Below are 21,457 nucleotides of genomic sequence, written 5' to 3'. Positions count from 1 at the left end.
TGCGCCGGAACACGGTTCGTCAGGCGGCGACCTTGACCGACTTCACCCTGGGCCCGCTCATGGCCGCCGTGGACCGCGCCGAATTCGACGGCCGGACCGACGACGACGTCGTCGAAGAGCTGCTCCGAACCCGGGGAATCTTCGGACGCGACCGGCCGCCGGCGCACGACGGGCTGCTCCGGTGGTCGATCGAAGCGTTCCGGAACTACCGCGCCGCATGGCGGGCCCACCAGGACGCCGTCGACGGCCCGTGCCCCGTCCCGGTCCGGGCGCCGTGGACGATCTCGCACGAGCGAGACCCGGTGGACCACCGCGGAGTGCACCGGTACGACCAGACCTGCTGGGGACGCCGCTATCGGTCCGAAGACTCTTCCCGCCGGGAAATCTGGCTGCTCGGCTTCACCGCACCGGTGGAACGGCCCGGAATCGTCACGGCGGCGGCCGCCAACGTGGCCGCATTCGGCGCGGCGGAAATCGCGGACCGGGTGCGGGTCGTCCTGTTCGGAGCCACGTCCCCGGTCGCCGGTCCGGTGCGGGAATGGACGTCCGAACAGATCCGCGCACAGGCCGGGGAAAGCGTCACCCCGAGGCTCCTCGAAATCGTCGACGGGACCGCGCGGCACCCGGGCCGCGACTGCGCTTCCTGCGTCGAAAGCCCCTCCTGTGCGGCGCTTCCCGCGGCCGACCTCCTTCCCGGAGTCGCGGCGGTGCCCGGGCCGCGGCGGACCGTCTCGGTCACCGATCTGCGGTACCACCGCGACTGCCCGGCGCGCTATCACCTGCGACGGCAACTGCACCTCCGCGACACCGGGCTCGCCGAGAGCCCGCCGGTCATGATCGGCCGCGCGGTGGACGCCACCTTGCGGGACCGGCACACCGGCCGCCCGCGCCGCTGCCGACCCGGCGATCCGGTGGGCGAAGAGCTCGCCGCGCTCCCGGCGGAGGATCGGCGGACCGCGCAGGCGATGCTGGCCCAGCACACGACGCTCTGCCCGTTCCCGGACGTCGACGAGGTGCGGGCCGAGCGCCACCGGTTCGTCGTCGCGCGCGACTCCCGGCTGGACGTGATTTTCGGCGGCACCCCCGACCTGCTCTACCAGCGGGCCGGCGGCTGGGTGTGGCGGGAGACCAAGACGTCGGGACACAGGGTGCGGCGCGACCGGCCGTTGCTGCGACAGTTCCCTCAGCTGGCGCTGGCGGTCCTGATCCTGTCCGCCGGCGCCGCGAAGCGCACGGCCGTCGCACCCCGGATCGAGCTGGAACACCTTCGATCCGACGGATGCGCCCTCGAAGAGCTGGACCCCGGGGCCCCGGCGGTCATGGCCGAGGCCCGGGAAGTCATCGGCGAGCTGGTGGGCCCGCTGCTGCGTGACACGGCTTGCGCGCCGTCTCCGGGCCGCGACTGCGCGGAGTGCGAGGTCCGCCGATGGTGCACAGCCGGTGCCGAGTACCTCGCCACGGTCCGGCGGCCCGCCTCGTGATGGCCGGTGACGAGGACGAGCAGCTGCTCGGCGTGGTCGCGAGCGCGCTGGTGACCCTCGAAGAACTGCGTGACCTGACCGCCTTCCGGATGCCCTATCCGGCGCCGGTCCAGGGTGCCCTGGACCGGCTGGCCCTGCATTGTCTGCGCCGGGGCGCGCGCCCGCCGTCGTCCGTGCCCGGCCTGGTCCGCTGGGGCTACGAACGCCCGCTGGGCGCCTGGCCCCTGGTGCTTCCCGCCGCCGGCTACTCCCCGGACGACCTGCTGCTCGACGAAGACTCGGGCGCACCGACCGCGCTCTGCCACGAGATCGCGCTCTGCGCGGAAGTCTCGAATCCGTTTCTGGAGGTGTCCCGCCGAATGGCGGCGATGGCGGCGTTCGCCTCCGAACGCAACCGGGCTTCGACGTACCGCGCGATGCGGGATCTGCTGACCACGTACCAGGTCCTCGGCAACGACCGGTACAACGAGGTGCGGTTCGGCGCCAGGATCGGCCCGCTGGACGACTTCCTGGGCGAGTTCTTCGTGCCGATCGGTCCCGGTTACGACGTGGGCGGCGAGATCCACGCGTGCGCCAGCTGCGGTGGTCCGTTGCTGGCAACCGGGGAAAACGCCTGGTGGTGCGAACGGGACGAGTGCAGGGCCGCGGGGGTCGTGGTGCCGGGGGAGCGCTGGGATCACGAAGACCAGGTGAAAGTGCAGGGAGACCGCCGGCACCGGCAGTTCGTCGCCGGTCCCGGGCGGGTGGTCCGGCACTTCGGCACCGCGCTGGAGCGGTCCGGGGCCCAGGTCGGTTACTGGCCGCTCACCGGCCCCGGTGAGCTGCGAGTGACCGTGCCCGAGGGGCGAGCCCGGACGGTGAAGATCGTCGACTGGCACAGCCCCGCCCTACTCGGCCGGGCGATCGCCGCGTCGGTGAGCGGTTCCAGCACCGACGCCGTTTGCTGGGTCGTGGCCCGGTACCGGACCGGCGCCGACCCGGCCTATCTGCGAGTCGCCGAGGAGTACGCGAACTCGCCGATGGTCTTTTCCGAGGACGGGTTCCTCGACCTGATCCGGCGCGAGGTGACCGGCGATGCGTAGCAAGAAGTGGTACGCCGAGCTCACCGAGGAAGTCAGCCGGTCCGGCGAGACTCTGCCCCTCGACGTGCTCTGCCCGGTGGAGCTGGGCTTGACCCTGTTGTCGCGGCTCGACGACACCCAGCCGCCGACGTCGGTCTGGCCGCTGCTGGGCGGATACCCATTCGCCGAGGCGAGCGGCCTGGCGAGTGACCCGGTCCGGAACCGGATGATCACCTGCGTCCGGCACCGCCTCTGGCCGCTGCGCCGGCCCGAAGCCTGGCTCGAGGCCCTGCGCGACTACCGGGACGTGCGTGCCGACCTGTGCGCCTTCCGGATCGAGGAGGACCTCGGGTCGTTCGCCTGGACCGGGACGACCTCCCTCGAGAAGCGGTTCGCGGTGTACGAGCGGGCTCTGGTCACCCTCCCGGACTTCGTCGACGCCGAGCTCGCCCCGGCCGCCGCGGGCCCCCACTTCTACTTCGACCGCGACCAGCGCGTCGAGGTGGAGATCCCCGACGACATCGCGGACCGGGCCCGTGGCCTGCCGGGACACGATCTCGTCGCCCGCACGGTATGGAACGGCGCGCCCCGGGACATCACCTGGGCGGCGCTCGGGGAAACCGCCGCGTGGATGGACGCCTCCGCGGTCGCGGGCGAGCGTACGAACTGGCAAGCCAGTATCGCGTCGACGCGGCTGCTCGTCCGGGACGTCCATGGGCACGACTTCGTGGACGGTGACCGGCTGCGGCTCGACGGGCTCCTCCACGCGGTGGGCGTCGTCGGCGTCGGCAAGAGCACGCTCATGAAGGTGCTCGCGGTCTGGGCCGCACGCCAGGACGAACCGCTGCGGATCACACTCGTCGTGGGGGACGTCGCCGAGCAGCTCGCGATCGCGCGGGAACTGCGGCACTTCCTCGGTGACCGGACGGTGGTGCCGATCATCGGATCGGCCAACCGCGAGCAGCACGTCGAAGGGCTGCACCGCCGGCTCGCCGCGAACGGGCACGTGCGGCTGGTCGGCCACCACGAGGACGAGGGCTTCGCCGACCTCGGCACCCCGTGCCCGATCGATGCCCTGCGGGCGTCGGCCACGCCGGTGCGTGCGGTCGACGCCCCGTGCTCGAACCTGTATTCCGGCGGCGGCCGGGCCGGTGACCGGAAGCGCTGGAGCTGTCCGCTGTGGCACGAGTGCCCGCGGCACGGGAACGCCCGGGCCCAGGTGGACGCGCGCGTGTGGGTCGCCACCATGGCGTCGCTGGTGGCGAGCCCGGTGCCCGGGCAGCTGGGCGGGGTGCGGCTGCGCCAGCTCGAGCTGGCCTGCCTGCGCAGCGATCTCATCGTCGTCGACGAGGCCGACCGCGTGATGATGAACCTGGACATGGTGTTCGCGCCGACGGCCACGCTCGTCTCCCGAGAGCCCCACTCCTGGCTGGACTCCCTGTCCACGCACAACATCCGTGAGCTCTCGCGGGCGGGGCGGCTCCAGCTGTCCGACCGCAACGTGCGGAACTGGGAGGTGGCCCTCTCCGTCGTGACCGGGGCCACGAACCAGCTCTACTCGATGCTGATCGCGGACGAGAAGCTGCGGGACTGGGTCGGAATCGAGTACTTCAACTCCTGGACTTTGCAAGGGAAGCTGCTCACCGAGCTGTACCGGACCGGAGCCGCCGAGCCCGACGTCGAGGAGGACGAGGAAGCCTTGGCGGACGAGCCGGGAGTCCCCCGGACCGCGGCCGAAGCGGTGTTCGACCAGTTCCGGGACGATCCGCTGGGGGACAACGGGCCCTACGGAACGCCGACCGACCGGCTGACTCGGACGACCCAGGACCTGCTGCAGACCCTGAACCGGAAGGCCGTCGCGCGCCGGCTGGCCGCCGTCGTCGGCGAACTCCGCGTGCTCGGCACCCCGGACGAGCCGGGCCGGGTCGCCGAGGACGACCCGCTCGTGCGCAAGCTGGAGTTCGTCCTGCTGCTCTCGGCGCTGCACCACCGGCTGGACCGGCTGACCCGCCTCTGGCCGCTGGTCGAGGACGCGATGCGGCTGGAATCCACCGAAAACGAGCTGATGCGCCGGCCGCCGATGGACTACCTCCCGCTCGTACCCGAGTCGCCGATGGGCAACGTCCTGGGCTTCCAGTACGTCGTCGACGAGAGGGAAGGCGGGCGGGACGGCGTGACCGGCACCCTGCGCTTCTTCCGGTGCACCGGCGTCGGCCGGGAGCTCCTGCTGTCCCTGCCTTCGCTGGGAGCGGACCCCTCGACCGGCCGCAGCGGGCCGCACGTGCTGCTGCTTTCGGGCACCAGCTGGGCCGGCACCTCGACGCGCGCGCACGTGGTCGCGCCGGTCGGCGCGGTCCTGCGGCCGTCGGACAAGGCCGAGCAGCGGGTCCGGGAGACCGTCTTCACGATGCGGTTCTTCCACGACGAGAGCGGAAACCCCATCAGCCTGTCCGGGCAGTCCTCGCGGATCCGGCCGACGCTGCTGCGCACGCTCGTCGACCGGCTCGGCAAGCCGGGGCCGAGCGGAATTTCGCCGCTGGAGGAAGAGATCCGGGCCGTCGGGGACCCGAACCGCCAGCGCGCGCTGCTCCTCGTCGGGAACTACCAGGATGCCCGCGACGTCGCGAACCAGCTGAACAAGGTGCCCGGCTGGCGGGGTCACGTCAAGGCACTGGTCCGGGACAGTGAGGACCTCGACGCAGCCCTCGCCGACGGGACCGACAACCTGGCCGGAACCGTCCGGCGTGGCAACGCGGGCCTGTTCGCCACCGACGCGATGGCCCGGGTGCTCGTCGCGCCGATGCTGGCCATCGAACGCGGGTACAATATCCTGAACCGGGACAACGACGCGGCGCTCGGCGTGGCGCTGTTGCTGACCCGGCCGCACCCGGTGCCCACCGACATCGGGCTGTCCGTGCTCGCCATCAACGCCTGGGAAAGCCGCTACACGCGCGGCCTGCCGACCTCCGAAGACACCGTGCTGGCGTCGTTCGCCGACCTGGTCGCCGCCCACGGCTCACTCGACGCCGCCGGCCGGGCGTTCCGCGCGCTCGCCCGCAGCAAGTGGGGCCGCCTGCTGATCCGCAAGTACGCGTACTCGGTGCTGAGCGACGACGAACGGCGCTCGTTCGCCTGGGATCAGCTGGTCGTGCTCTGGCAGGTGATCGGCAGGCTCGTCCGGGGCGGGGTCGCCGCCCGGGTCGTGTTCGTCGACGCGAAGTTCGCACCGGCGGCAGCCGAAGCACAGTCGCCGAACGCTTCGCAGCGCCCTCGGCGCAGAAAACGCGACAGCGCTCGGTCCAGCCTGCTCCACGGCATCCGGGACGCCCTGCGCCCATACTTCGCCCCGCGGCCGGACGACGAGCCGGTCGCCCCCGCGGACGCCCGGCTCGCGGAACTGCTCTACGAACCCGTCTACTGGGCGTTGTGCCGGATGCTCGACGAAGCCGAGCCCATCGCGCTGGACGCCCCCGGCTCCCGGAGGACCTGACCATGGCGCCGCGCTACACGACGATCCGCCGGGCCGCCTACGAGCCGGCCGATGACGACCTCACAGCCGGCTTCCACACCCTCGAGTTCCCCGAAGCTCTCGCCACCCGGGTGCTCGACCTCGCCAACCTCGGCCGGACGGACCGGAACCGGCTGCAGGCACCGCCGACGTACCGGCTGGACTCCCTGCTCCAGGCGTTGGACGTGCGTCTCGGCGTGCTGCCCCGGCAGGTCGCGGCCGGCGAAGGACCGCGGACGTGGCTGTACTGCCCGGCCGATGGACGTGAGCCACTGCCGGTGCCGATCCTGCAGCGCCTGCTGGAGTTCTGGATCGAGGACATCGGCCGGGAGCATCCGGAAGAGGCGAGCCGGGTGTGCGAGGCGTTGGACGACCACGTCCCCACCTGGCGGCGCCAGGAGGTGTCACTGGCGTGGTGCGACGTCAGCGGCGGCGGAACCGCACGGCCGACGAGCCACAAGTACCTGCTGACGACGCAGCACTTCGCCCGCCGGATCCAGGAAGCGGCGCCGTACGACTCCGGTGGCCAGGTGCTGCACTTCCGGCCCGTCGCGCGCCGAGCGCGTCAGCAGGGTGCGGAGCTGATGTCCCAGCCGCTCTTCCACGACGACGACCACGGCCGGTGGTGGTTCTCGGTCACGGTCGCCGTCACCCTCCACACCGTGCCGTTCCACTCGCGGCCGCGGGTGCACCTGCACTTCGGGGTACGCCGCTGGGCCACGCACCCCGACCCGGACAGCGGGCTGGTGCGGCTGGGCCACCGCCGCGACAGCGCCGTCTACCTGCGTCCGGTCACCGCCTGGCTGCCCGGCGTTCCCGTCAGCGACCGCTACAGCGTGGCGTACGTGACTCGCCGAGGAGACGAGCCCGCGTGGCGGCACGGCGGTCCCGCCCGGCTCATGGCGAAGCTCGCGGGTGCCGCCAGGGCGTTTCCGGAGCCGGCGGACCTGCTCGGCGAACCCGAGCGCTGGTTCACCGGAGAACGCAGCGTCGACGCGCTGATCGCCTACAGCACGCCGATGGGCAAGCACGGCGTGGGCGCTGGCTTCATGTCCCACGAGCGGTCTCGCCTGGTCGAGTGGGCCGAAGCCGCCCTGCCGGGGCTGGCCCGGGTCCCCGATCTCGTCCGATCGGCCCTGCCCGTGAACAAGCCCGCCAACGTCCGGCTGGGCGGCTCCGAGGTCAGGACGGCGGCCGCCAAGGTAGCGCTCCACCACGCCAGGCGTGCCTCGTTGGCCGGGCTGTACGCGGATTGGTCCGGTACGCCGGAGTTCACCGCTCGGCTGCTCTGGCGCACCGAGCTGACCCGCGACGAGGCGATCGTCGCACTCACCGAGGTGCTCGGCCTCGACGGCGACGGCGGCGCCGGTGAGGTGAGCACCGAGGCCCACGAGCGCAGCGGCCGCGGGGAACCCGTGGTGCTCCGCTGGCGGACCCCGGAGCTGGCGGTGACGCTGAGCTGCCTGCGCCTGGACAACGGACTGACGGACAGCCTGGGCGTGCCGTGGGAACCGGCCCGGGACCGGGCGGACCGCGCGGCGCGCGCGCTGGCCAAACGCCGGGCCGACCTGGCCGAGTTCCTTGCCAAGAACGGCGCGGACGCGGCGGTTCCTTCGGTCGCGCTGGTCGAGATCCACGGCCGCACCGTTTTCCGCGGCCGGAACGATCCCAAGTTCGCGCTGCGACTGGGCGCGGCCGACAGCGGGGTGGTCACCCAGTTCATCACGACACCGACTTCGCCGCGGGCGGAGAAGAAGCTGGCCGACGCGGCCGAGTCGTCCTGGGTGGACGCGCTGCGGCAACTGGGCGCGACCGTGGTCCCTCGCACGGACGTCCCGGCCGGCCTGCCCGACGGCGTCCAGTACCTCGCCGTCTGGATGGCGACGAAAGCCCGTGGCGCGACGGCCCGGTCGGCCAAGGGCAAGTTCCAGGTCGCCGTCCTGGTGCGCCCGGGTACCGATGGTCCGGACGAGGTCGTGGCCTGGGACGGCGAGGCGCTCGAAGGTCTGGGAGCGTGGATCGCCTACCCGCGTTACCTGGCCCGGCTGCCCGCGCTCGCGGCGGTCTCCGCGCACGACCTCGCCGACCCAGGCGAAGGTGGCGAATCGGGGTTCGACTGGCCGCGCACCCGGGACGACCAACAGGCCGCCACGGAGGAGTTCCTGCACCGGGCGCTGTCCTCGGCCGAGGTCCGGGGCAAGCCGACCGTTCTCCTGGCCGACGCGCAGAACATCCGGCAGCTCTGGACCTGGGTCCAGGACGGGGAGGTGCACCGGGACCTCATCCGCACGGGCGTCGCTCCCGCCGGGCGGCCGAATCCCTGGCTGCGGTTGGTCCGGGTGCGTACCGGCGATCGACGGGAGACCCCGCAGTGGTGGGGTCTCGCGGAAGGTGACGGAGTGAACGGGCTGCCGGCCAACCTGTGGGAGGTCCCCGAACCGGTGGACGGCCGGGTCTTCTACAGCACCACCCCGAAAGCCTCCACCGCGCAAAGGGCCGCGGTGGAGGCGCACAAGCTTCAGCCTCGCGAACTCCGCAAGGGCAAGCGGGCCGGCGAATCGACGATCGACGTGGACCGGCCCGCGTGGAATCCCAGGCTCGTCGAAATCGCGGTGCTCGCCTGTCACCCCGATGCCGGGGACGAACCACGGGCGCTGGCGATGGCCGTCCACCAGCTGAGGCAAGCGCCCGACTACCGCGACGCGCTGGGCAGGCCGTTACCCCTGCACCTCGCCCGGAAGGCTCAGGAGTACATCCTGCCAATGCGGGACGCCGACGAGGACGACGAACCGGAGGAGCACAGCGGAGGCTGACGGGTTCAGGCGCCCAACGCGGCCAGGCGGCTCTTCACGGCGATGTGCAGCTTCCGGTCTTCGGGTTCTCGTTGCTGCAGCCGGCCGTAGCAGACCGCGAAGTCCTGTAGCGCGCGTAGCTCGTCCTCGGGCCGTCCCGCCGCGGCGTACGCGTCGGCCAGCCCGGCCAGCACCCGGACCTCGTTGGTCGGTGCCCCGGACTCGGCGTAACAGGTGCGCGCGGCCTCCCCATGGATGACCGCTTCGGCGGGTTGCGCCAGCCTCAGGTGACAGTCCATCAGCACGCGGTGCAGTGCCCCGCGGTTGTACTGCGTGCTCGCCCGGGTCATCAGCTCTAGGGCGAACGGTGCACGTTCCAGGGCACGTGCCGGGTCTCCCAGTTCGAGGTGGCAGTGGATTTCGGTGGGCAGCGTCGCTGCCACTCCCCGGTCGTCAGCAAGCGTCTCGTACAGAGCCCCGGCGATCGTCGCGTGGTCCCGCGCGGCCGCCCACTTGCCCTGGTCTTCTTGCAGAACGCTCATCTGCTGGTGCCCGTTCGCCCGATCCAGAGCAGCGCCCGCCTGCTCCGACAAGGCGATCGACCTGGCCAGGTTGCGCTCCGCGACGCCGAACTTCCGCAGCTTCCGCTGGATGTTGCCCAGCACCCGATGGCACACCGCCTGGTACCGCGTACGTTCGGGTTCCGGCAGTTCGTCCTTAGTGATCTCGGCGGCCGAAGCCAGCAGGCGCTCCGCCGTGAGCCAAGGGCCGTTGCGGGTGTGGTAGCAGCACAGCGCCAGCGGCAGCCGCCACCGGTATTTCGCGTACGGCCGGAAATCCGGCGAATCCAGCACCGCGAGCAGGGTCTCGTGCTCCTGCTCGAACCATCGGCGCCCGTCGCCTTCGTCGACCGGGGCGGGCAGCGGCGCGCCCTCGGCCGCCGACAGGTCGTCCGGCAGGTCCCGGCCGGAGCGAAGAGCCGCATCGCACAACCGTGCGGCTGCCAGCAGCCAGCTCAGTAGGCGTTGCCGGACTGCCGCGGATTCCGCGGCGGGCAGCTCCTCGTCCGCACGTTCCCGGGCGAAGGCGCGAACCAGGTCGTGAAGGCGGAACCGGTTCCCGGGCAGCGGATCGAGCAGGCTTCCCCGCAGGAGCTCGTCCACCGCATCCAGAACGGAGGTCACCGGCAACCCGGAGAGGAACGGGATGACGTCGAGGCCGATCTCGGGCCCGGGGTGAAGCGCGCTGACCAGGAGGACCCGGGCGGCTCCAGCGGACAACGGCGCATACGACAACGCAAGTGAGTCACGCACTTCGCTCTCTCCTCCGGGTTTCGCACCGAGCACGGCCGAAGCCGAACCCAGCCGGGCCAGCAGACTTTCCAGGCCGGTACCCGGGTTCAGCCGCGCCTGCGCCACGACCAGCCGGGCCGCCAGCGGTACTCCTCCGCACGCCGCCATCAGCTTTGCCGCCGCGAACGGTTCCGCCGTGATCCGCTCCGAGCCGATGGCGTCGCGCAGGACTTCCAGACTGGCCTCGGCACTGATCGGGGCCAGAGTCAGCACGTGCCCCGCCGCCACCGCCGGCAAGGCCACGGCCGCCCGCGTCGTGATGACCGTGCGGCTGCGCTCCCCCGCGGCTACGAGGTCCGCCGCGTGCCGGTGGTCCCGCACGTTGTCGAGGACGACCAGGATCGCGCGGTTGTTCACCGCCGTGCGGTAGGCGGCCGACAAGGCGGCACCGGACCAGCTGCCGACGCTGATCCCAAGCTGCTTCGCGAAGTCCGCGAGCACGGCCTCGGGCCGAGCCGGGCCGGCCGGGGAGAAGCCCCCCAGGTCGGCGAAGAGGACCCCGTCGGGGAATTGCCCAGCGACGCGGTGTCCCCACTGGACCGCCAGTTCCGTCTTGCCCAGCCCGCCGAGGCCGCAGACCGTGACGACCCGGACTCCGCCGGCCTCGGTGAGGGTGTCGAGGAGCTCCAGCTCGGCATCTCGGCCGTACACCGCCGATTGCACCGCCGGCAGCGAGTACGGCCTTCGTTCCGGGAGCGCCGCCGACGTCTGCCGAGCCCGGGCGATCAGGGCTTCGGCTTCCTTGTGCAGCCGAGCGCGCGAGGGGGAACCGAGCTTCGCCGGCAGAGCCGCGCGACGGTGGCAATCGTCGGTGATCGCACTCGTCTGCCCGTTCAGGGACCACGTCCGCCAGAGCGCGACCCGGATCTCGTCGTCGTCGGGGAAAAGCTCGCCGGCTCGCATCGCGTGCCCCACCGCGCCCTCAGGGCCCACCGCGTCGGTGGCGAGCTCGATCAGCTCGAGAAACGCCCGGCGCCCTTCGCCGCTCAGCTTCGTCACGTCGTCCTGGACCCAACGCGAGTCCAGTCCGCTCAGCGGAGCGCCGTCCCACAGAGCAACGGCTTCGCGCAACAGCGACAGCTTCACGTGCGAAGGTCGGCCGGCCCCGCTGCGGAGTGCAGTGCGGAACCGCCACAGGTCGACCGCTTCCGGCGCGACAGCCAGCCGCAGGGTCGCGTTCTCGGACGTCACCAGGTCCACGCCCGCGCTCTTCCGGATCCGGGCGCGGTGCGACCGCGTCGTCTCGGCGCTCACCCCGAGCCGTGCGGACAGGTCGTCCGTGGTGATCTTGCCGCCCGCCGCGGCGATGATCGCGAGCACGATCGCCTGACGAGGTTCCAGACGTACCTCACGGTCGTTCACCCGCAGCCGCACCTTGCCGAGAATCCGCAGGTCGACCGCAGGTTCGTCCATGACTTTCAGTCAACCAGACCGGCGGCGGCCCGTCCTCGCCCGATCGGGTCGCAACGCCTTTCGCAACGGGTTCCGCAACGCCCGGCCGGGACGTTGGCACCGTTCGGAACACGATTCGAGGAGGCGATCATGGGATCTCCGTTTCCGGTGGAGTTCACCCCCTGGTGGACGGCGGGCCACGGCACACCCACCTGCGCTGTGCGGCGCGTCGTGCTGGTGGTGGTGCACAGCGTGGCGTCGGCCGAACGCTTGCACACGGCGGTACGGGCGATCGAGGAAGTACCGGGGCTCCAGGTCGTCTTCACCCGGCCACCAGGTCCGGCCGAGGTCCCCATCGGAGACTTTCTCGCCACGATCGGTGTGCTCACCACACCGTGGGAGCGTGCGGTCCGCGAACGGTTCGACCTGGTGATCGCCGCGGCCCCGACCGGAGCCGGCTGGCCGAGCGGCGCGTTGCTGCTGCTCCCCGAGGTTTCGGTGGACGGCGAGATAGTCGACCAGTACGGCCGATGCTGCGTCGCCGCGCTCGCCCGGCTGCTCGATCGACGATCGAGCAGCACCGGACCGCTGCTCGTCGGTCTCCCGCACCTCCGCGCGGTAGCCCGGCTCCGGGCCGCAGCGCCGAAACTGGGCCGGCACGCGACCGTCGTCGGCGATCCCGGCTACGACGAGCTGCTCGAGGCCTGCCGCACCGGGGTCCGGACCGTCGGCGGCCGGAAGCTCGGTCTTGTGCTGTCGGCCCGCGGAGCGGAATCGCTCCTCGGCCGGAGCCCCGCCCTCCTGCGGCGGCTCGTGTCGGAACTTCCGGCCCGGGAGGTCCGCCTGGTCTGCCGCCTCGATGCGGAGGTGTGGGCGCGGCACGGCCGGCGGCAGCTGCTCGCCTGGGCCGGGCGGGCGGTGCGCGAGCAGGTGGAGTTCCTGCCACCCGGGCACGGCTGGCAGGATCTCGCCGCGGAAGCCGACTTCATCGTGGGCGACCAGGGTCACGACACGGCCCGCATCGCCGCGACGGGTAAGCCGGTGTATCTGGCCAACCCCGTTCCGGATCCGGTCGCCGGCTCACTGGGCGAAGCCGTCGCCGGCTACGGAACGACCTTGGATCCGGCTTTTCCCCTGGCGCCCCAGTTACGCTGGAAGCCGCGCCCCACCACCCGGATCGCGCGACGGCTCACGTCCGCCCCCGGCCAGTCCACCTCACTGCTGCGCAGGCACTGCTTCCGCCTGATGCGGCTCACCGGTTCGCCCGCTCACTGAACAAAGGAGATGGTCCATGTCCCTCATCCGCCAGCTCATCAACCGTACCCGCGAAGGCGGCGGCACCGGCGACCGCGTTCGACTCGGCCAGGTGGCCGAGTTGAATCCGGGTCCCGCCGCAATCTGCTGAAAGCGCGGCCCATCAACGCCCCTCACCTGCAGGTGGCGTTGATGGGCCCAGCCGATCCTGCACCGTGAATGCCGATGGACGGCGCCGGTTCCGCACCGAAGCGGAGTGCGAGCTCACATTCATGGCGATACGAGGCGTACGCCGCACCGAGTGCGACCACACCTGTGCAGGCGCATTGGATGGACAGGGCAAGGTCTCGAGCAAGCCACTCCTTGCCCCGCCTCACGGCCACACCGCCACATCGATCTGCTCGAGAGCCGCCTCGACCTCGGCGAACGGGTCGCCGTTGGCGGCCTGGAACAGACGCCACGGCTTGGCACTTGCGAGCCCGAGGGGAGCCCGAGAGCGCACGGACGCGACGACAGACCGCGACACCGACAGATACCGTCGCCACCCGACGACCGAGGGAGCGACCTTGTCCGGCATCACTCGACACCATCCGAAACGTCAAGATCACCACTCTTAACCAGCGGGTTCGGGGTTCGAGTCCCTGATGGCGCACCCCACTGAATCGAAGCCCACCTGCGGGTTCCTCCATCGCGAGGATCTTGCTCCTGCCGATACAGACGTCGCCACCGGCGCACAGGGCTCAGACGGTAGACGCACCGTGACGTCCAGTCCACCGGCGGACCGGGCGGCGATGACGATCTCTCCGCGGTGGGCGGTGACTATCGCGTCCACAATTGACAGACCTAGGCCGGGGCTCCGGTTGCTGCGGATTCGCGCGCCCTCACCGCGGACGAATGGTTCTCGCAGCCGCTCGACGGTCTCGGGTGCTATCAGCGCGCCGCTGTTGCCGACGCGGAGGAATGCCCTCCCGTCCGCGATGCCGGTGGCGACCTCGATGTGGCCGCCGGTGTGGTTATGGCGGACGGCGTTCTCGACCAGGTTGCCGCACATGCGTTCCAGCAGGACCGGTTCACCGCTGACCGGCGCCGCTCGCAGGTCGGTCCGTACGGTGAGGTCGCCGGCGTCCAGGTTGTTCGCGACGAGGTCGGCGAGGTCGACGCGGTGCGGAGGCCCGGCGCCGGCCTGGCTGCGGGCCAGTGCCAGGAGCCCGTCGAGGGTGCGCTGGCTCTGCTCGACGGCGGTCCGGACGTCGCCGGTCATGGCCAGCAGTTCCTCGGTACCCGGCCGGCTGTCGAGTGTGACGTCGATGGCCGTGCGCATGGTGGTCAGCGGGGTGCGTAGCTCGTGGGCGGCGTTGGCGGTGAACATGCGCTGGCTCGCGAGAACCCGGTCGCGTTCGGTGACACCCTCCTGGATGCGGTCCAGCATCCCGTTGATGGTGCCCGCCAGGGTGGCGAGCTCGTCGGCCGGCGTGGTGATCGGCACCCGCTCGGACAGGTTCTCCGCCGAGAGACGCCGCGCGGTGGCGGAGATCGTGCGGATCGGTCGCAGTACCCGCCCGGCCACCAGCCAGCCCAGTACCGCGGCGAGCACCGTCACCAACGCGAGCGCGATCGCGGCCTGGGCGACGAAATCGGCGAAGGTGATCTCCTTGACTCCCGGCGGCAGTGGCGGTATCTCGGTGGGCCCGGATGGCGGGCTGAGGACGATGACCGACGTCCGGTGCCCGGCGTTCCGGCGCATCAGCAGGTAGGTGAGGCCGGTGAGGAGGATTCCGGCGGCGAGAACCAGCGCGGTGTACAGGATCGTGAGCCGGGCGCGGGCGGTCATGTGACGATCCGGTAGCCGGCACTCGGCACGGTGTCGACGAGCGGCGGGTCGCCGAGCTTGCGCCGCAACGTGCCGACGGCGATCCGGACCGCGTTGGTGAACGGGTCGGCGTGCTCGTCCCACACCTTGTCCAGCAGGATTTCCGCGCTGACCACGGCACCGCCCGCGGCGAGCAACTGCTCGAGAACACCGAACTCCTTCGGAGTCAGGTGAAGGAGCCGTCCCGCGCGTTCCGCCGTGCGCCGCGCAGGGTCGAGCACCACGTCACCGGCCCGCAGCAGCGGTGGCGTCGCGGGCGCGCTACGCCGGGACAGCGCCCGCACCCTGGCGACCAGCTCGGAAAACGCGAAGGGCTTGCCCAGGTAGTCGTCGGCGCCCAGCGTGAGCCCCTCGACCCGGTCCTCGACCGTGCCGGACGCGGTGAGCATCAGGATCCGCGCCGCGCCGTGCTCCGCCAACTCCCGGCACACCGTGTCCCCGTGCACCACGGGCAGATCCCGGTCCAGGACGACGACGTCGTAGGGCGTGACCACACACTTGTCCAGTGCCGTGCGCCCGTCGAACGCGACGTCGACGGCGAAGCCGTGTTTACGCAGGCCGGCCGCGATGTACTTGGCCAGCGGTTGCTCATCCTCGACCAGCAGCACCCGCATCCGGCCAGTGTCCCCGCCACGACATATGGATCACGTATGGACCGGCCATCGGTCACCGATCGTCCGTGATCGGTAGATCTTCGGCCATGACCACGACACGACGATCCGCACTCGGCCTGATCGGCGCTTCCGGCGCGTTGCTCGCGACAAGTTCTCTTGCCGGCATCGGCACGGCTTCCGCCGCCACCCCCGACGCTCTGCGCGCGTTCGACCAGTTCGTCAAGGAACACGGGTTCTCCGGCAGCCTGCTGCTGATCCACCGGGGACGTCCCGTGCTGACCCGGTCCTACGGCAGGGCCAACGACGCCGCTCTCAACGGCCCGGACACCCTGTTCGCCATGGCCTCGGTGACGAAGCTGTTCACGGCGGTCGCCATTGCCCAGCTCGCCCAGGCGAGGAAGATCGCGTACGACGGCAAGCTGGGCGCCTACGTAGGCGGTTTCCCAGCCGGCATCGCCGACACCGTGACCGTCCATCATCTCCTCACCCACACCTCCGGTTTCGGTGACCTCTTCAAGCTGCCCGGATATCTGGACGAGGCACTTTCCTGGACCAGCACCGACCAGTTGATGAACGGCACGACCGACTACATCCGGCGATCTTCGCTGGAGTTCCAGCCGGGGGCCGGGTTCGAGTACAGCAACTCCGGCTACCACCTGCTCGGGGAGATCGTCGCGCAGGTGTCCGGGCAGTCCTACTACGACTACGTCCGCGAGCACGTGTTCCGTCCGGCCGGCATGACCAGCACGGACTTCTACGCCAGGCCGCAGTGGCACACCGATCCCCGGATAGCCCACCCCTATGCCGTGCAGCCCTCCGGCGAATACGTCGATTCCATCGACCAACGGCTGTTCATCGGCACTCCCTCGGGCGATGCCTTCTCGACCTGTGCCGACATGGCCCGTTTCGCGTGTGCACTGCAAGGTTCGAAGCTGCTCGACCGCGCCTTCACGCCCCTCACGCTCAGCGGCAAGGTGCCACTCGGCCCGCCGGCCGGGCCGCCGCCCGCGGTACCTCCTGTCGGCTTCCAGTGCTACGGCCCCATGACACTGCTGGTCGGCAACCAGTGGGTGACGGGCCACAGCGGCGGCGCCCCCGGCACGTCGACCGACTTCCAGATGTATCCGGACAGCGATTGGGTGTCGGTGATCCTGAGCAACCGCGACTACGGCCAGGGAGGAGTGCCGCCGTGGCCGGCAAGGGCACGCGCCCTCATCACCGCATGACTGCGGGCTTTTCGTACGCCGTGTCGTCAAGTGACCGAGGTCGACTGTCGTGCGCCGCGCGACAGGGCCGCGGCACTGCTCAACCCTGCTTTGCAGCCGATTCGCCGCCGCGCTGCCACATTTCGTAGTTCCCGCACTCTGCCGTGATCTCGGCCGCCTCCTGGGCCGCGGTGAAGAAGTCGTCGACCACCGGGGAGATGCGGGATGCCGCCATCGCCAGGCACACCTGCTCGGGCGCCAGATCCGGGATGGGCACGTAGCTGATGTCCGGGTGGGAGTAGAACACCGTCGCCGATCGGGCCAGGAATGAGATGCCGCGGCCGGCCGCCACGTGCTCGAGCGTTTCTTCCACTCCGCGCACCACGTATCCCGCGTTGGGGTGTGGGCGGCTGGTGGGCTGCGTGCTCGCGTCGGCTTGCCAGAGCAACGGCTCGCCGGCCAGGTCGGCTTCGGTGACTTCCTCCTTGCCCGCCAATCGGTGGCCGGTGGGCAGCACCACCACTCGTGGTTCGGTGTAGAGCGGGGCGACACGCAGGCCAGCTTCGTCGATGGGCAGTCGCACGTAAGCGATGTCGATGCGGCCGTCGAGGAGCATCGGGGCCTGGTCGTCGCTTTCGATCCGTTGCACGTCAACCAGAACGTCCGGATGCCGAGTGGCGAACCGTTGTACCGCCGGGGTTACGGCGATGCCTGCCCGGAAGCCGACCACCAGCCGCCGGCTGCCGTGCGCGGCCGCGGTCACCCGGTGGCGGGCGGCTTGCGCGGAGGCCAGCAGGGGGCCGGCGTCGGCCTGCAGTTGCCGGCCGGCGTCGGTCAGCGCCACGCCGTGACTGTCCCTGGTGAACAGCGGGGTGCCGAGATCCTGTTCCAGTGCGCGGATCTGCCGGCTGAGCACCGGCTGTGCGATGTGCAGCTCGTCGGCGGCGCGGCCGAAGTGCAGCTTGTCGGCGACGGTGACGAAGTAGCGCAGCTTGCGCAGGTCCAGATCCATGGAGCCTCCCGGTCCGGCGATGTCTTCAGGGTATCGCAGCAGCTGAAAGAGGTCTTGGACACGCACTCGGGCCGCTGGCAGCCTCGGAATCAGAGCGCCCGACTCCAGAAAGGCAGCACATCATGAGCACCATCAGCATCATCGGCCTGGGAAGCATGGCCCGCGCCCTCGGAGCGCGCGCGGTCGAGGGCGGCCACGCCGTCGAGGTCATCGGCCGCGACGCGGTCAAGGCCAAGGAGATGGCCGCTGCACTCGGCGGCGCCACGGCAGGCACTTTCGGCGCCACCCCTACTGGCGACCTCGTCATCCTCGCCGTGCCGCACGCCGGCGGCGTGCCGGTCGTCACCCGGTACGGGGACGCGCTGGCCGGCAAGGTCGTCATCGACATCTCCAACACGTTCGCCGGCCCCGACGACGCCGTGCTGGTCACCCCGGAGGGCAGTTCCGGCGCGCAGGAGATCGCCGAGGCCGCCCCGGCGAGCGCGCACGTCGTCAAGGCGTTCAACACCGTCTTCGGTCACGTCCTGACCCAAGGGGGCCCGCTGGACGTGCTCGTCGCCGGCGACGACGCGGGCGCCAAGGCAAGCGTGTCCGCGTTCATCGAGAGCCTCGGGCTGCGCCCGCTGGATGTCGGTGGCCTGGAGATGGCGCACTGGCTGGAGGGTGCCGGCCTGCTGCTGATGGGCCTGGCCCGCAGTGGCGCGGGATTCAACGTCGCGCTCGGCGTCAGCATCCTCGACTGAGCACCAGCTCACCTACCACAAGGAGCATCGGAAGCATGCGCGTTTTCGTCACCGGCGGGACCGGCCACGCCGGCTCGTACCTCGTCCCGGAGCTCATCGCCGCCGGGCACGAGGTCACCGGCCTGGCTCGGTCGGACGCCTCCGCGGCGACGTTGTCCGCACTCGGCGCGAAGGTGCGTCGCGGCAGCCTCGAGGATCTCGACGGGCTCAAGGAGGCGGCTGCCGAGTCCGACGGCGTCGTCCACGTCGCGCACCGGCAGGACCTGCTGCCGACCGGCGGGATGGACGCCGTGGCCGCCGCGGAGCTCCCGGTCGTGCTCGCGTACGGCGAGGCACTCGCGGGAACCGGAAAACCGCTGGTCGCGGCCGGGAGCATCGGCTCGCCGGGGAACGGGAGGAATCTGGACCGGCCGGCCACCGAGGAGGACCCGGCCCTTCCGGTCCGCGATGAGCACAAGGGCACCCTGCGGGCTCGTAACGTCGTGGAAGCCGCCGTGATCGACCTCGCCGAGCGGGGAGTGCAGTCTTCGGTGGTGCGGCTTCCCACCATCATGCACAGCACGACCGATGCGGGTTTCCTCACCACGCTGATCGCCGTCGCGAAGGAGAAGGGCGTCGCCGGCTACCCCGGAGACGGCGCGAACCGGTGGAACGCGGCACACGTCCGCGATGCCGCCTCCGTGTTCCGCCTGGCGCTGGAGAAGGGACCGGCCGGCCGGTACTGGCACGCGGTCGAGAGCGAGGGCATCCCGCTCCGCGAGATCGCGGAGGCCATCGGCAGCCGCCTGGGCCTGCCCGCCGTGAGCATTCCGTCCGACGAGCTGATGCTGCCGGGGTACTTCGGGTTCCTCACGGCCGTGGTCACGCTGGACCTTCCGGTGTCCAGCCTCCTCACCCGCCGGACCCTCGGCTGGGAGCCCGTTCAGCCCGGCCTGCTCGCCGATCTGGACAACGGCCATTACTTCCCCGCCAGCTGACGGCAAGGACTCGAATGACGACTGTGGGATTCATCGGAAGTGGCAACATCGGCACCGCCGTCGCGCGACTGGCGGTCGAGGCCGGTCACGAGGTCGTGCTCAGCAACTCACGCGGTCCCGAAACGCTCGCGGACGCGGTCGCGGAGCTGGGGCCGCGGGCGTCCGCGGCGACGAGCGGGGAGGCCGCGGCGGCCGGTGACATCGTCGTCGTCACGGTGCCGGTCACGGCGTTCCCCGGCTTGCCCGCCACGCCACTGGCCGGGAAGACGGTCATCGACACCTGCAACTACGGCCCCGAGCGGGACGGGCCCATCCCCGAGCTCGACAACAAGTCGCTGACCTCGAGTGAGCTGCTGCTGCGGTACATCCCGGACGCCATGCTCGTGAAGGCGTTCAACAACATCTTCCACAAACACCTGCTGTCACTCGCCCGCCCGGTGGGGGCGGCCGACCGCTCGTCCCTGCCGATCGCCGGGGACTTCGCGCCGGCGAAGGCGGTGGTGACCGAATTCATCGAATCCATCGGGTACGGCGTGGTGGACGCGGGGGCGCTGGCCGACGGCTGGCGGCAGGCCACGGGCACACCGGTCTGGGGAACCCCGTACGGGCCGTTCTCGAACGAGCAGGGCCGGCCGGCCGGCGAGAACGCCATCCGCGCGGCATTGGCCGCGGCGAGCCGCTGAAGACCGATGTGGTTTCCGGCCGACGAGGCTGCTCAGGTCGTCATCGGCCTTCTGCCGCACCGGGAGCCGGGATGGCGTTGTCGATGAGGACGGCGGCGATCGCGGCGGCAGCGGGGAAGCGATCGCTGTCGAGCACCCGGGTGCGGGCCGAAGCGCCGTCGATGAGCAGCGCCAGCTGTTCGCCCAGTTGCTCGGGATCGGCGGCGCCGGCTTCGCGCGCGGTTTCGGCGAGCCGCGCGGCGATGGCTTTCTTGTAGTCGCGTGCGCATTCGGATGCCGGGTGCCCGGGATCGTGGAGTTCGACCGCCGCCCCGATGTACGGGCACAGAGGGGTGGACGCCGGCACGTCGAAGGCGGCGAGCAGTCGTTCGCGGGGCGTGAGGTCGGTGCGGTCGAACACCCCGGGCAAGACGTCGGGATCGAAGCGGCGCAAGTACTCGGCGACCAGTTCGTCCTTGCCGGCGAAGTGCTGGTAGACCGTGTGCTTCGAGACCTGGGCCGTCGCGCAGAGCTGGTCCATGCCGGTGCGGTTGATGCCCTGATCGCGGAACAGCTGCTGTGACGCGCTGAGGATCCGCTCGCGCGCGCCCCTGCCCCGGCGGCGACCTCGAGGCCCCTTCTCCAACTCCGTCATGCCTGCAGCATAGCCGAGTTGAGTACCGACCGGTGTACATAACTTGCGCTCCGGACGAGCCGTCCGCTACGTTAACCACACAGATCGGTATACATAACAGAGGTGAAGGAGCGATCGTGGGAAAGCTCGACGGCAAGGTGGCGGTGATCACCGGTGGATCCACCGGCATGGCTCTGGCCGGTGCCCAGCTGTTCGTGGACGAGGGAGCGCACGTCTTCATCCAGGCCCGGCGGCAGGAAGCACTCGACGACGCCGTGAAGCTGATCGGCCGCAACGTCACCGCCGTGCAGGGTGACGCGGCCGAACTGGACGACCTGGATCGCTTGTACGACACCGTCAAGCGGGAGAAGGGCTCGATCGACGTGCTGTGGGCCAGCGCCGGGATGGGCGAACCCGCCGTCCTCGGCGAGATCACCGAGGAACAGTTCCACCGCGCCTTCTGGCTCAACGCGCGCGGCACCCTGTTCACGGTGCAGAAGGCACTGCCGCTGATCAACGACAACGGCTCGATCCTGATGACCGGATCCAACGCCTCCCTCGGCGCCTTCCCCGGCTGGAGTCTCTACGCGGGAAGCAAAGCCGTCCAGCAGGCCTGGGCCCGCGTCTGGCTCAACGAACTGCGCGACCGCAAGATCCGGGTCAACGTCCTGACCCCCGGCCAGGTCGCCACCGCCAAACAGGAGGAACTGTTCGACGAGGCGACCAAGGCCGCGTTCGAGTCCCTCATCCCCCGCGGAAAGATGGGCCGGCCCGAAGAAATCGCCGCCGTCGCCCTGTTCCTCGCCTCCGAAGACTCCAGCTACGTCAACGGCCTGGAGCTGGTCACCGACGGCGGCACCACCGCCATCTGAACCAAACAACAGGAAAGAGAGCACACCT

Annotated in this window: 16 protein-coding genes; 10 read left to right on the top strand and 6 right to left on the bottom strand. The window is 70.8% G+C overall.

Translation table 11 applies throughout. The features are described 5' to 3' along the window. Nucleotides 1–32 precede the first annotated feature (32 nt). From QQ657_RS21050 to QQ657_RS21035, 4 genes are read left to right on the top strand one after another with little or no spacing between them, the layout of a single operon-like run. Nucleotides 33–1,481, top strand: a complete 1,449-nt coding sequence (locus tag QQ657_RS21050; protein WP_284743901.1) for a PD-(D/E)XK nuclease family protein — start codon at nucleotides 33–35, stop codon at nucleotides 1,479–1,481. Further along, a complete protein-coding gene (locus tag QQ657_RS21045) occupies nucleotides 1,427–2,563 on the top strand; it encodes a pPIWI_RE_Y domain-containing protein (protein ID WP_284743900.1) in 1,137 nt (378 codons plus the stop codon). The genes QQ657_RS21050 and QQ657_RS21045 overlap by 55 nt, the downstream gene beginning before the upstream one ends. Then, nucleotides 2,556–6,032 carry a pPIWI_RE_Z domain-containing protein gene (locus QQ657_RS21040; protein WP_284743899.1) on the top strand — a complete coding sequence of 1,159 codons (3,477 nt, stop codon included), beginning with the start codon at nucleotides 2,556–2,558 and terminating at the stop codon, nucleotides 6,030–6,032. The genes QQ657_RS21045 and QQ657_RS21040 overlap by 8 nt, the downstream gene beginning before the upstream one ends. Before the next feature lie 2 nt (nucleotides 6,033–6,034). Beyond that, nucleotides 6,035–8,863 (top strand): pPIWI_RE module domain-containing protein, encoded by a 2,829-nt coding sequence (locus tag QQ657_RS21035; RefSeq protein ID WP_284743898.1) that lies wholly within the window; start codon nucleotides 6,035–6,037, stop codon nucleotides 8,861–8,863. A gap of 5 nt (nucleotides 8,864–8,868) precedes the next feature. Here the strand turns inward: QQ657_RS21035 and QQ657_RS21030 are convergent, their stop codons facing one another. Next, nucleotides 8,869–11,607, bottom strand: coding sequence for an NB-ARC domain-containing protein (locus tag QQ657_RS21030; RefSeq protein WP_284743897.1), 2,739 nt, complete (start codon nucleotides 11,605–11,607; stop codon nucleotides 8,869–8,871). Between the two features lie 129 nt (nucleotides 11,608–11,736). On the opposite strand from QQ657_RS21030, the gene QQ657_RS21025 reads away from it, so the two are divergent. Further along, nucleotides 11,737–12,861, top strand: coding sequence for a hypothetical protein (locus tag QQ657_RS21025; RefSeq protein WP_284743896.1), 1,125 nt, complete (start codon nucleotides 11,737–11,739; stop codon nucleotides 12,859–12,861). Between the two features lie 352 nt (nucleotides 12,862–13,213). On the opposite strand, the gene QQ657_RS21020 is transcribed toward QQ657_RS21025, so the two are convergent. From QQ657_RS21020 to QQ657_RS21010, 3 genes are read right to left on the bottom strand one after another with little or no spacing between them, the layout of a single operon-like run. Beyond that, nucleotides 13,214–13,417 carry a hypothetical protein gene (locus QQ657_RS21020; RefSeq protein WP_284743895.1) on the bottom strand — a complete coding sequence of 68 codons (204 nt, stop codon included), beginning with the start codon at nucleotides 13,415–13,417 and terminating at the stop codon, nucleotides 13,214–13,216. Nucleotides 13,418–13,453: 36 nt separating this feature from the next. Next, entirely contained in the window at nucleotides 13,454–14,671 is a 1,218-nt protein-coding gene (locus tag QQ657_RS21015) for a sensor histidine kinase (RefSeq protein WP_284743894.1), read from the bottom strand. Continuing rightward, a complete protein-coding gene (locus QQ657_RS21010) occupies nucleotides 14,668–15,324 on the bottom strand; it encodes a response regulator transcription factor (protein ID WP_284743893.1) in 657 nt (218 codons plus the stop codon). The genes QQ657_RS21015 and QQ657_RS21010 overlap by 4 nt, the downstream gene beginning before the upstream one ends. A gap of 86 nt (nucleotides 15,325–15,410) precedes the next feature. Here QQ657_RS21010 and QQ657_RS21005 point away from each other — a divergent pair, with 86 nt between their 5' ends. Continuing rightward, a complete protein-coding gene (locus QQ657_RS21005) occupies nucleotides 15,411–16,550 on the top strand; it encodes a serine hydrolase domain-containing protein (RefSeq protein ID WP_284743892.1) in 1,140 nt (379 codons plus the stop codon). A 79-nt stretch (nucleotides 16,551–16,629) separates the two neighbouring features. Here QQ657_RS21005 and QQ657_RS21000 read toward each other — a convergent pair whose 3' ends face one another. After that, on the bottom strand, nucleotides 16,630–17,541 hold the full coding sequence (locus QQ657_RS21000) for a LysR family transcriptional regulator (RefSeq protein ID WP_284743891.1): 912 nt from the start codon (nucleotides 17,539–17,541) through the stop codon (nucleotides 16,630–16,632). A gap of 122 nt (nucleotides 17,542–17,663) precedes the next feature. Between QQ657_RS21000 and QQ657_RS20995 the strand changes: the two genes are divergently transcribed. The 3 genes from QQ657_RS20995 to QQ657_RS20985 are packed head-to-tail and all read left to right on the top strand — an operon-like array spanning nucleotide 17,664 to nucleotide 19,944. Then, on the top strand, nucleotides 17,664–18,284 hold the full coding sequence (locus tag QQ657_RS20995; protein ID WP_284743890.1) for an NADPH-dependent F420 reductase: 621 nt from the start codon (nucleotides 17,664–17,666) through the stop codon (nucleotides 18,282–18,284). Nucleotides 18,285–18,319: 35 nt separating this feature from the next. Beyond that, nucleotides 18,320–19,261, top strand: coding sequence for an SDR family oxidoreductase (locus tag QQ657_RS20990; RefSeq protein WP_284743889.1), 942 nt, complete (start codon nucleotides 18,320–18,322; stop codon nucleotides 19,259–19,261). Next, on the top strand, nucleotides 19,195–19,944 hold the full coding sequence (locus QQ657_RS20985) for an NADPH-dependent F420 reductase (protein WP_284743965.1): 750 nt from the start codon (nucleotides 19,195–19,197) through the stop codon (nucleotides 19,942–19,944). Before QQ657_RS20990 ends, QQ657_RS20985 begins: the two co-directional genes overlap by 67 nt. 40 nt (nucleotides 19,945–19,984) lie before the next feature. Here QQ657_RS20985 and QQ657_RS20980 read toward each other — a convergent pair whose 3' ends face one another. Beyond that, the gene (locus QQ657_RS20980) at nucleotides 19,985–20,578 is read right to left on the bottom strand and encodes a TetR/AcrR family transcriptional regulator (protein WP_284743888.1); all 594 of its coding nucleotides are present in this window, start codon (nucleotides 20,576–20,578) and stop codon (nucleotides 19,985–19,987) included. A 116-nt stretch (nucleotides 20,579–20,694) separates the two neighbouring features. Here QQ657_RS20980 and QQ657_RS20975 point away from each other — a divergent pair, with 116 nt between their 5' ends. Next, nucleotides 20,695–21,429 carry an SDR family NAD(P)-dependent oxidoreductase gene (locus tag QQ657_RS20975; RefSeq protein WP_284743887.1) on the top strand — a complete coding sequence of 245 codons (735 nt, stop codon included), beginning with the start codon at nucleotides 20,695–20,697 and terminating at the stop codon, nucleotides 21,427–21,429. The last annotated feature ends 28 nt before the right edge of the window (nucleotides 21,430–21,457 follow it).

The organism is Amycolatopsis ponsaeliensis, assembly GCF_030182635.1.
Taxonomy (GTDB): domain Bacteria; phylum Actinomycetota; class Actinomycetes; order Mycobacteriales; family Pseudonocardiaceae; genus Amycolatopsis; species Amycolatopsis ponsaeliensis.
This window is presented reverse-complemented; position numbering and strand designations above follow the sequence as displayed.

Bases quoted from the DNA above. Each gene is read 5' to 3' on its own strand.
- QQ657_RS21020 (WP_284743895.1), bottom strand. From the start codon at position 13,417: ATGCCGGACAAGGTCGCTCCCTCGGTCGTCGGGTGGCGACGGTATCTG.
- QQ657_RS20980 (WP_284743888.1), bottom strand. From the start codon at position 20,578: ATGACGGAGTTGGAGAAGGGGCCTCGAGGTCGCCGCCGGGGCAGGGGC.
- QQ657_RS20990 (WP_284743889.1), top strand. From the start codon at position 18,320: ATGCGCGTTTTCGTCACCGGCGGGACCGGCCACGCCGGCTCGTACCTC.
- QQ657_RS21005 (WP_284743892.1), top strand. From the start codon at position 15,411: ATGACCACGACACGACGATCCGCACTCGGCCTGATCGGCGCTTCCGGC.
- QQ657_RS21030 (WP_284743897.1), bottom strand. From the start codon at position 11,607: ATGGACGAACCTGCGGTCGACCTGCGGATTCTCGGCAAGGTGCGGCTG.
- QQ657_RS21015 (WP_284743894.1), bottom strand. From the start codon at position 14,671: ATGACCGCCCGCGCCCGGCTCACGATCCTGTACACCGCGCTGGTTCTC.
- QQ657_RS21040 (WP_284743899.1), top strand. From the start codon at position 2,556: ATGCGTAGCAAGAAGTGGTACGCCGAGCTCACCGAGGAAGTCAGCCGG.
- QQ657_RS21035 (WP_284743898.1), top strand. From the start codon at position 6,035: ATGGCGCCGCGCTACACGACGATCCGCCGGGCCGCCTACGAGCCGGCC.
- QQ657_RS21000 (WP_284743891.1), bottom strand. From the start codon at position 17,541: ATGGATCTGGACCTGCGCAAGCTGCGCTACTTCGTCACCGTCGCCGAC.
- QQ657_RS21045 (WP_284743900.1), top strand. From the start codon at position 1,427: ATGGTGCACAGCCGGTGCCGAGTACCTCGCCACGGTCCGGCGGCCCGC.
- QQ657_RS20995 (WP_284743890.1), top strand. From the start codon at position 17,664: ATGAGCACCATCAGCATCATCGGCCTGGGAAGCATGGCCCGCGCCCTC.
- QQ657_RS21025 (WP_284743896.1), top strand. From the start codon at position 11,737: ATGGGATCTCCGTTTCCGGTGGAGTTCACCCCCTGGTGGACGGCGGGC.
- QQ657_RS21010 (WP_284743893.1), bottom strand. From the start codon at position 15,324: ATGCGGGTGCTGCTGGTCGAGGATGAGCAACCGCTGGCCAAGTACATC.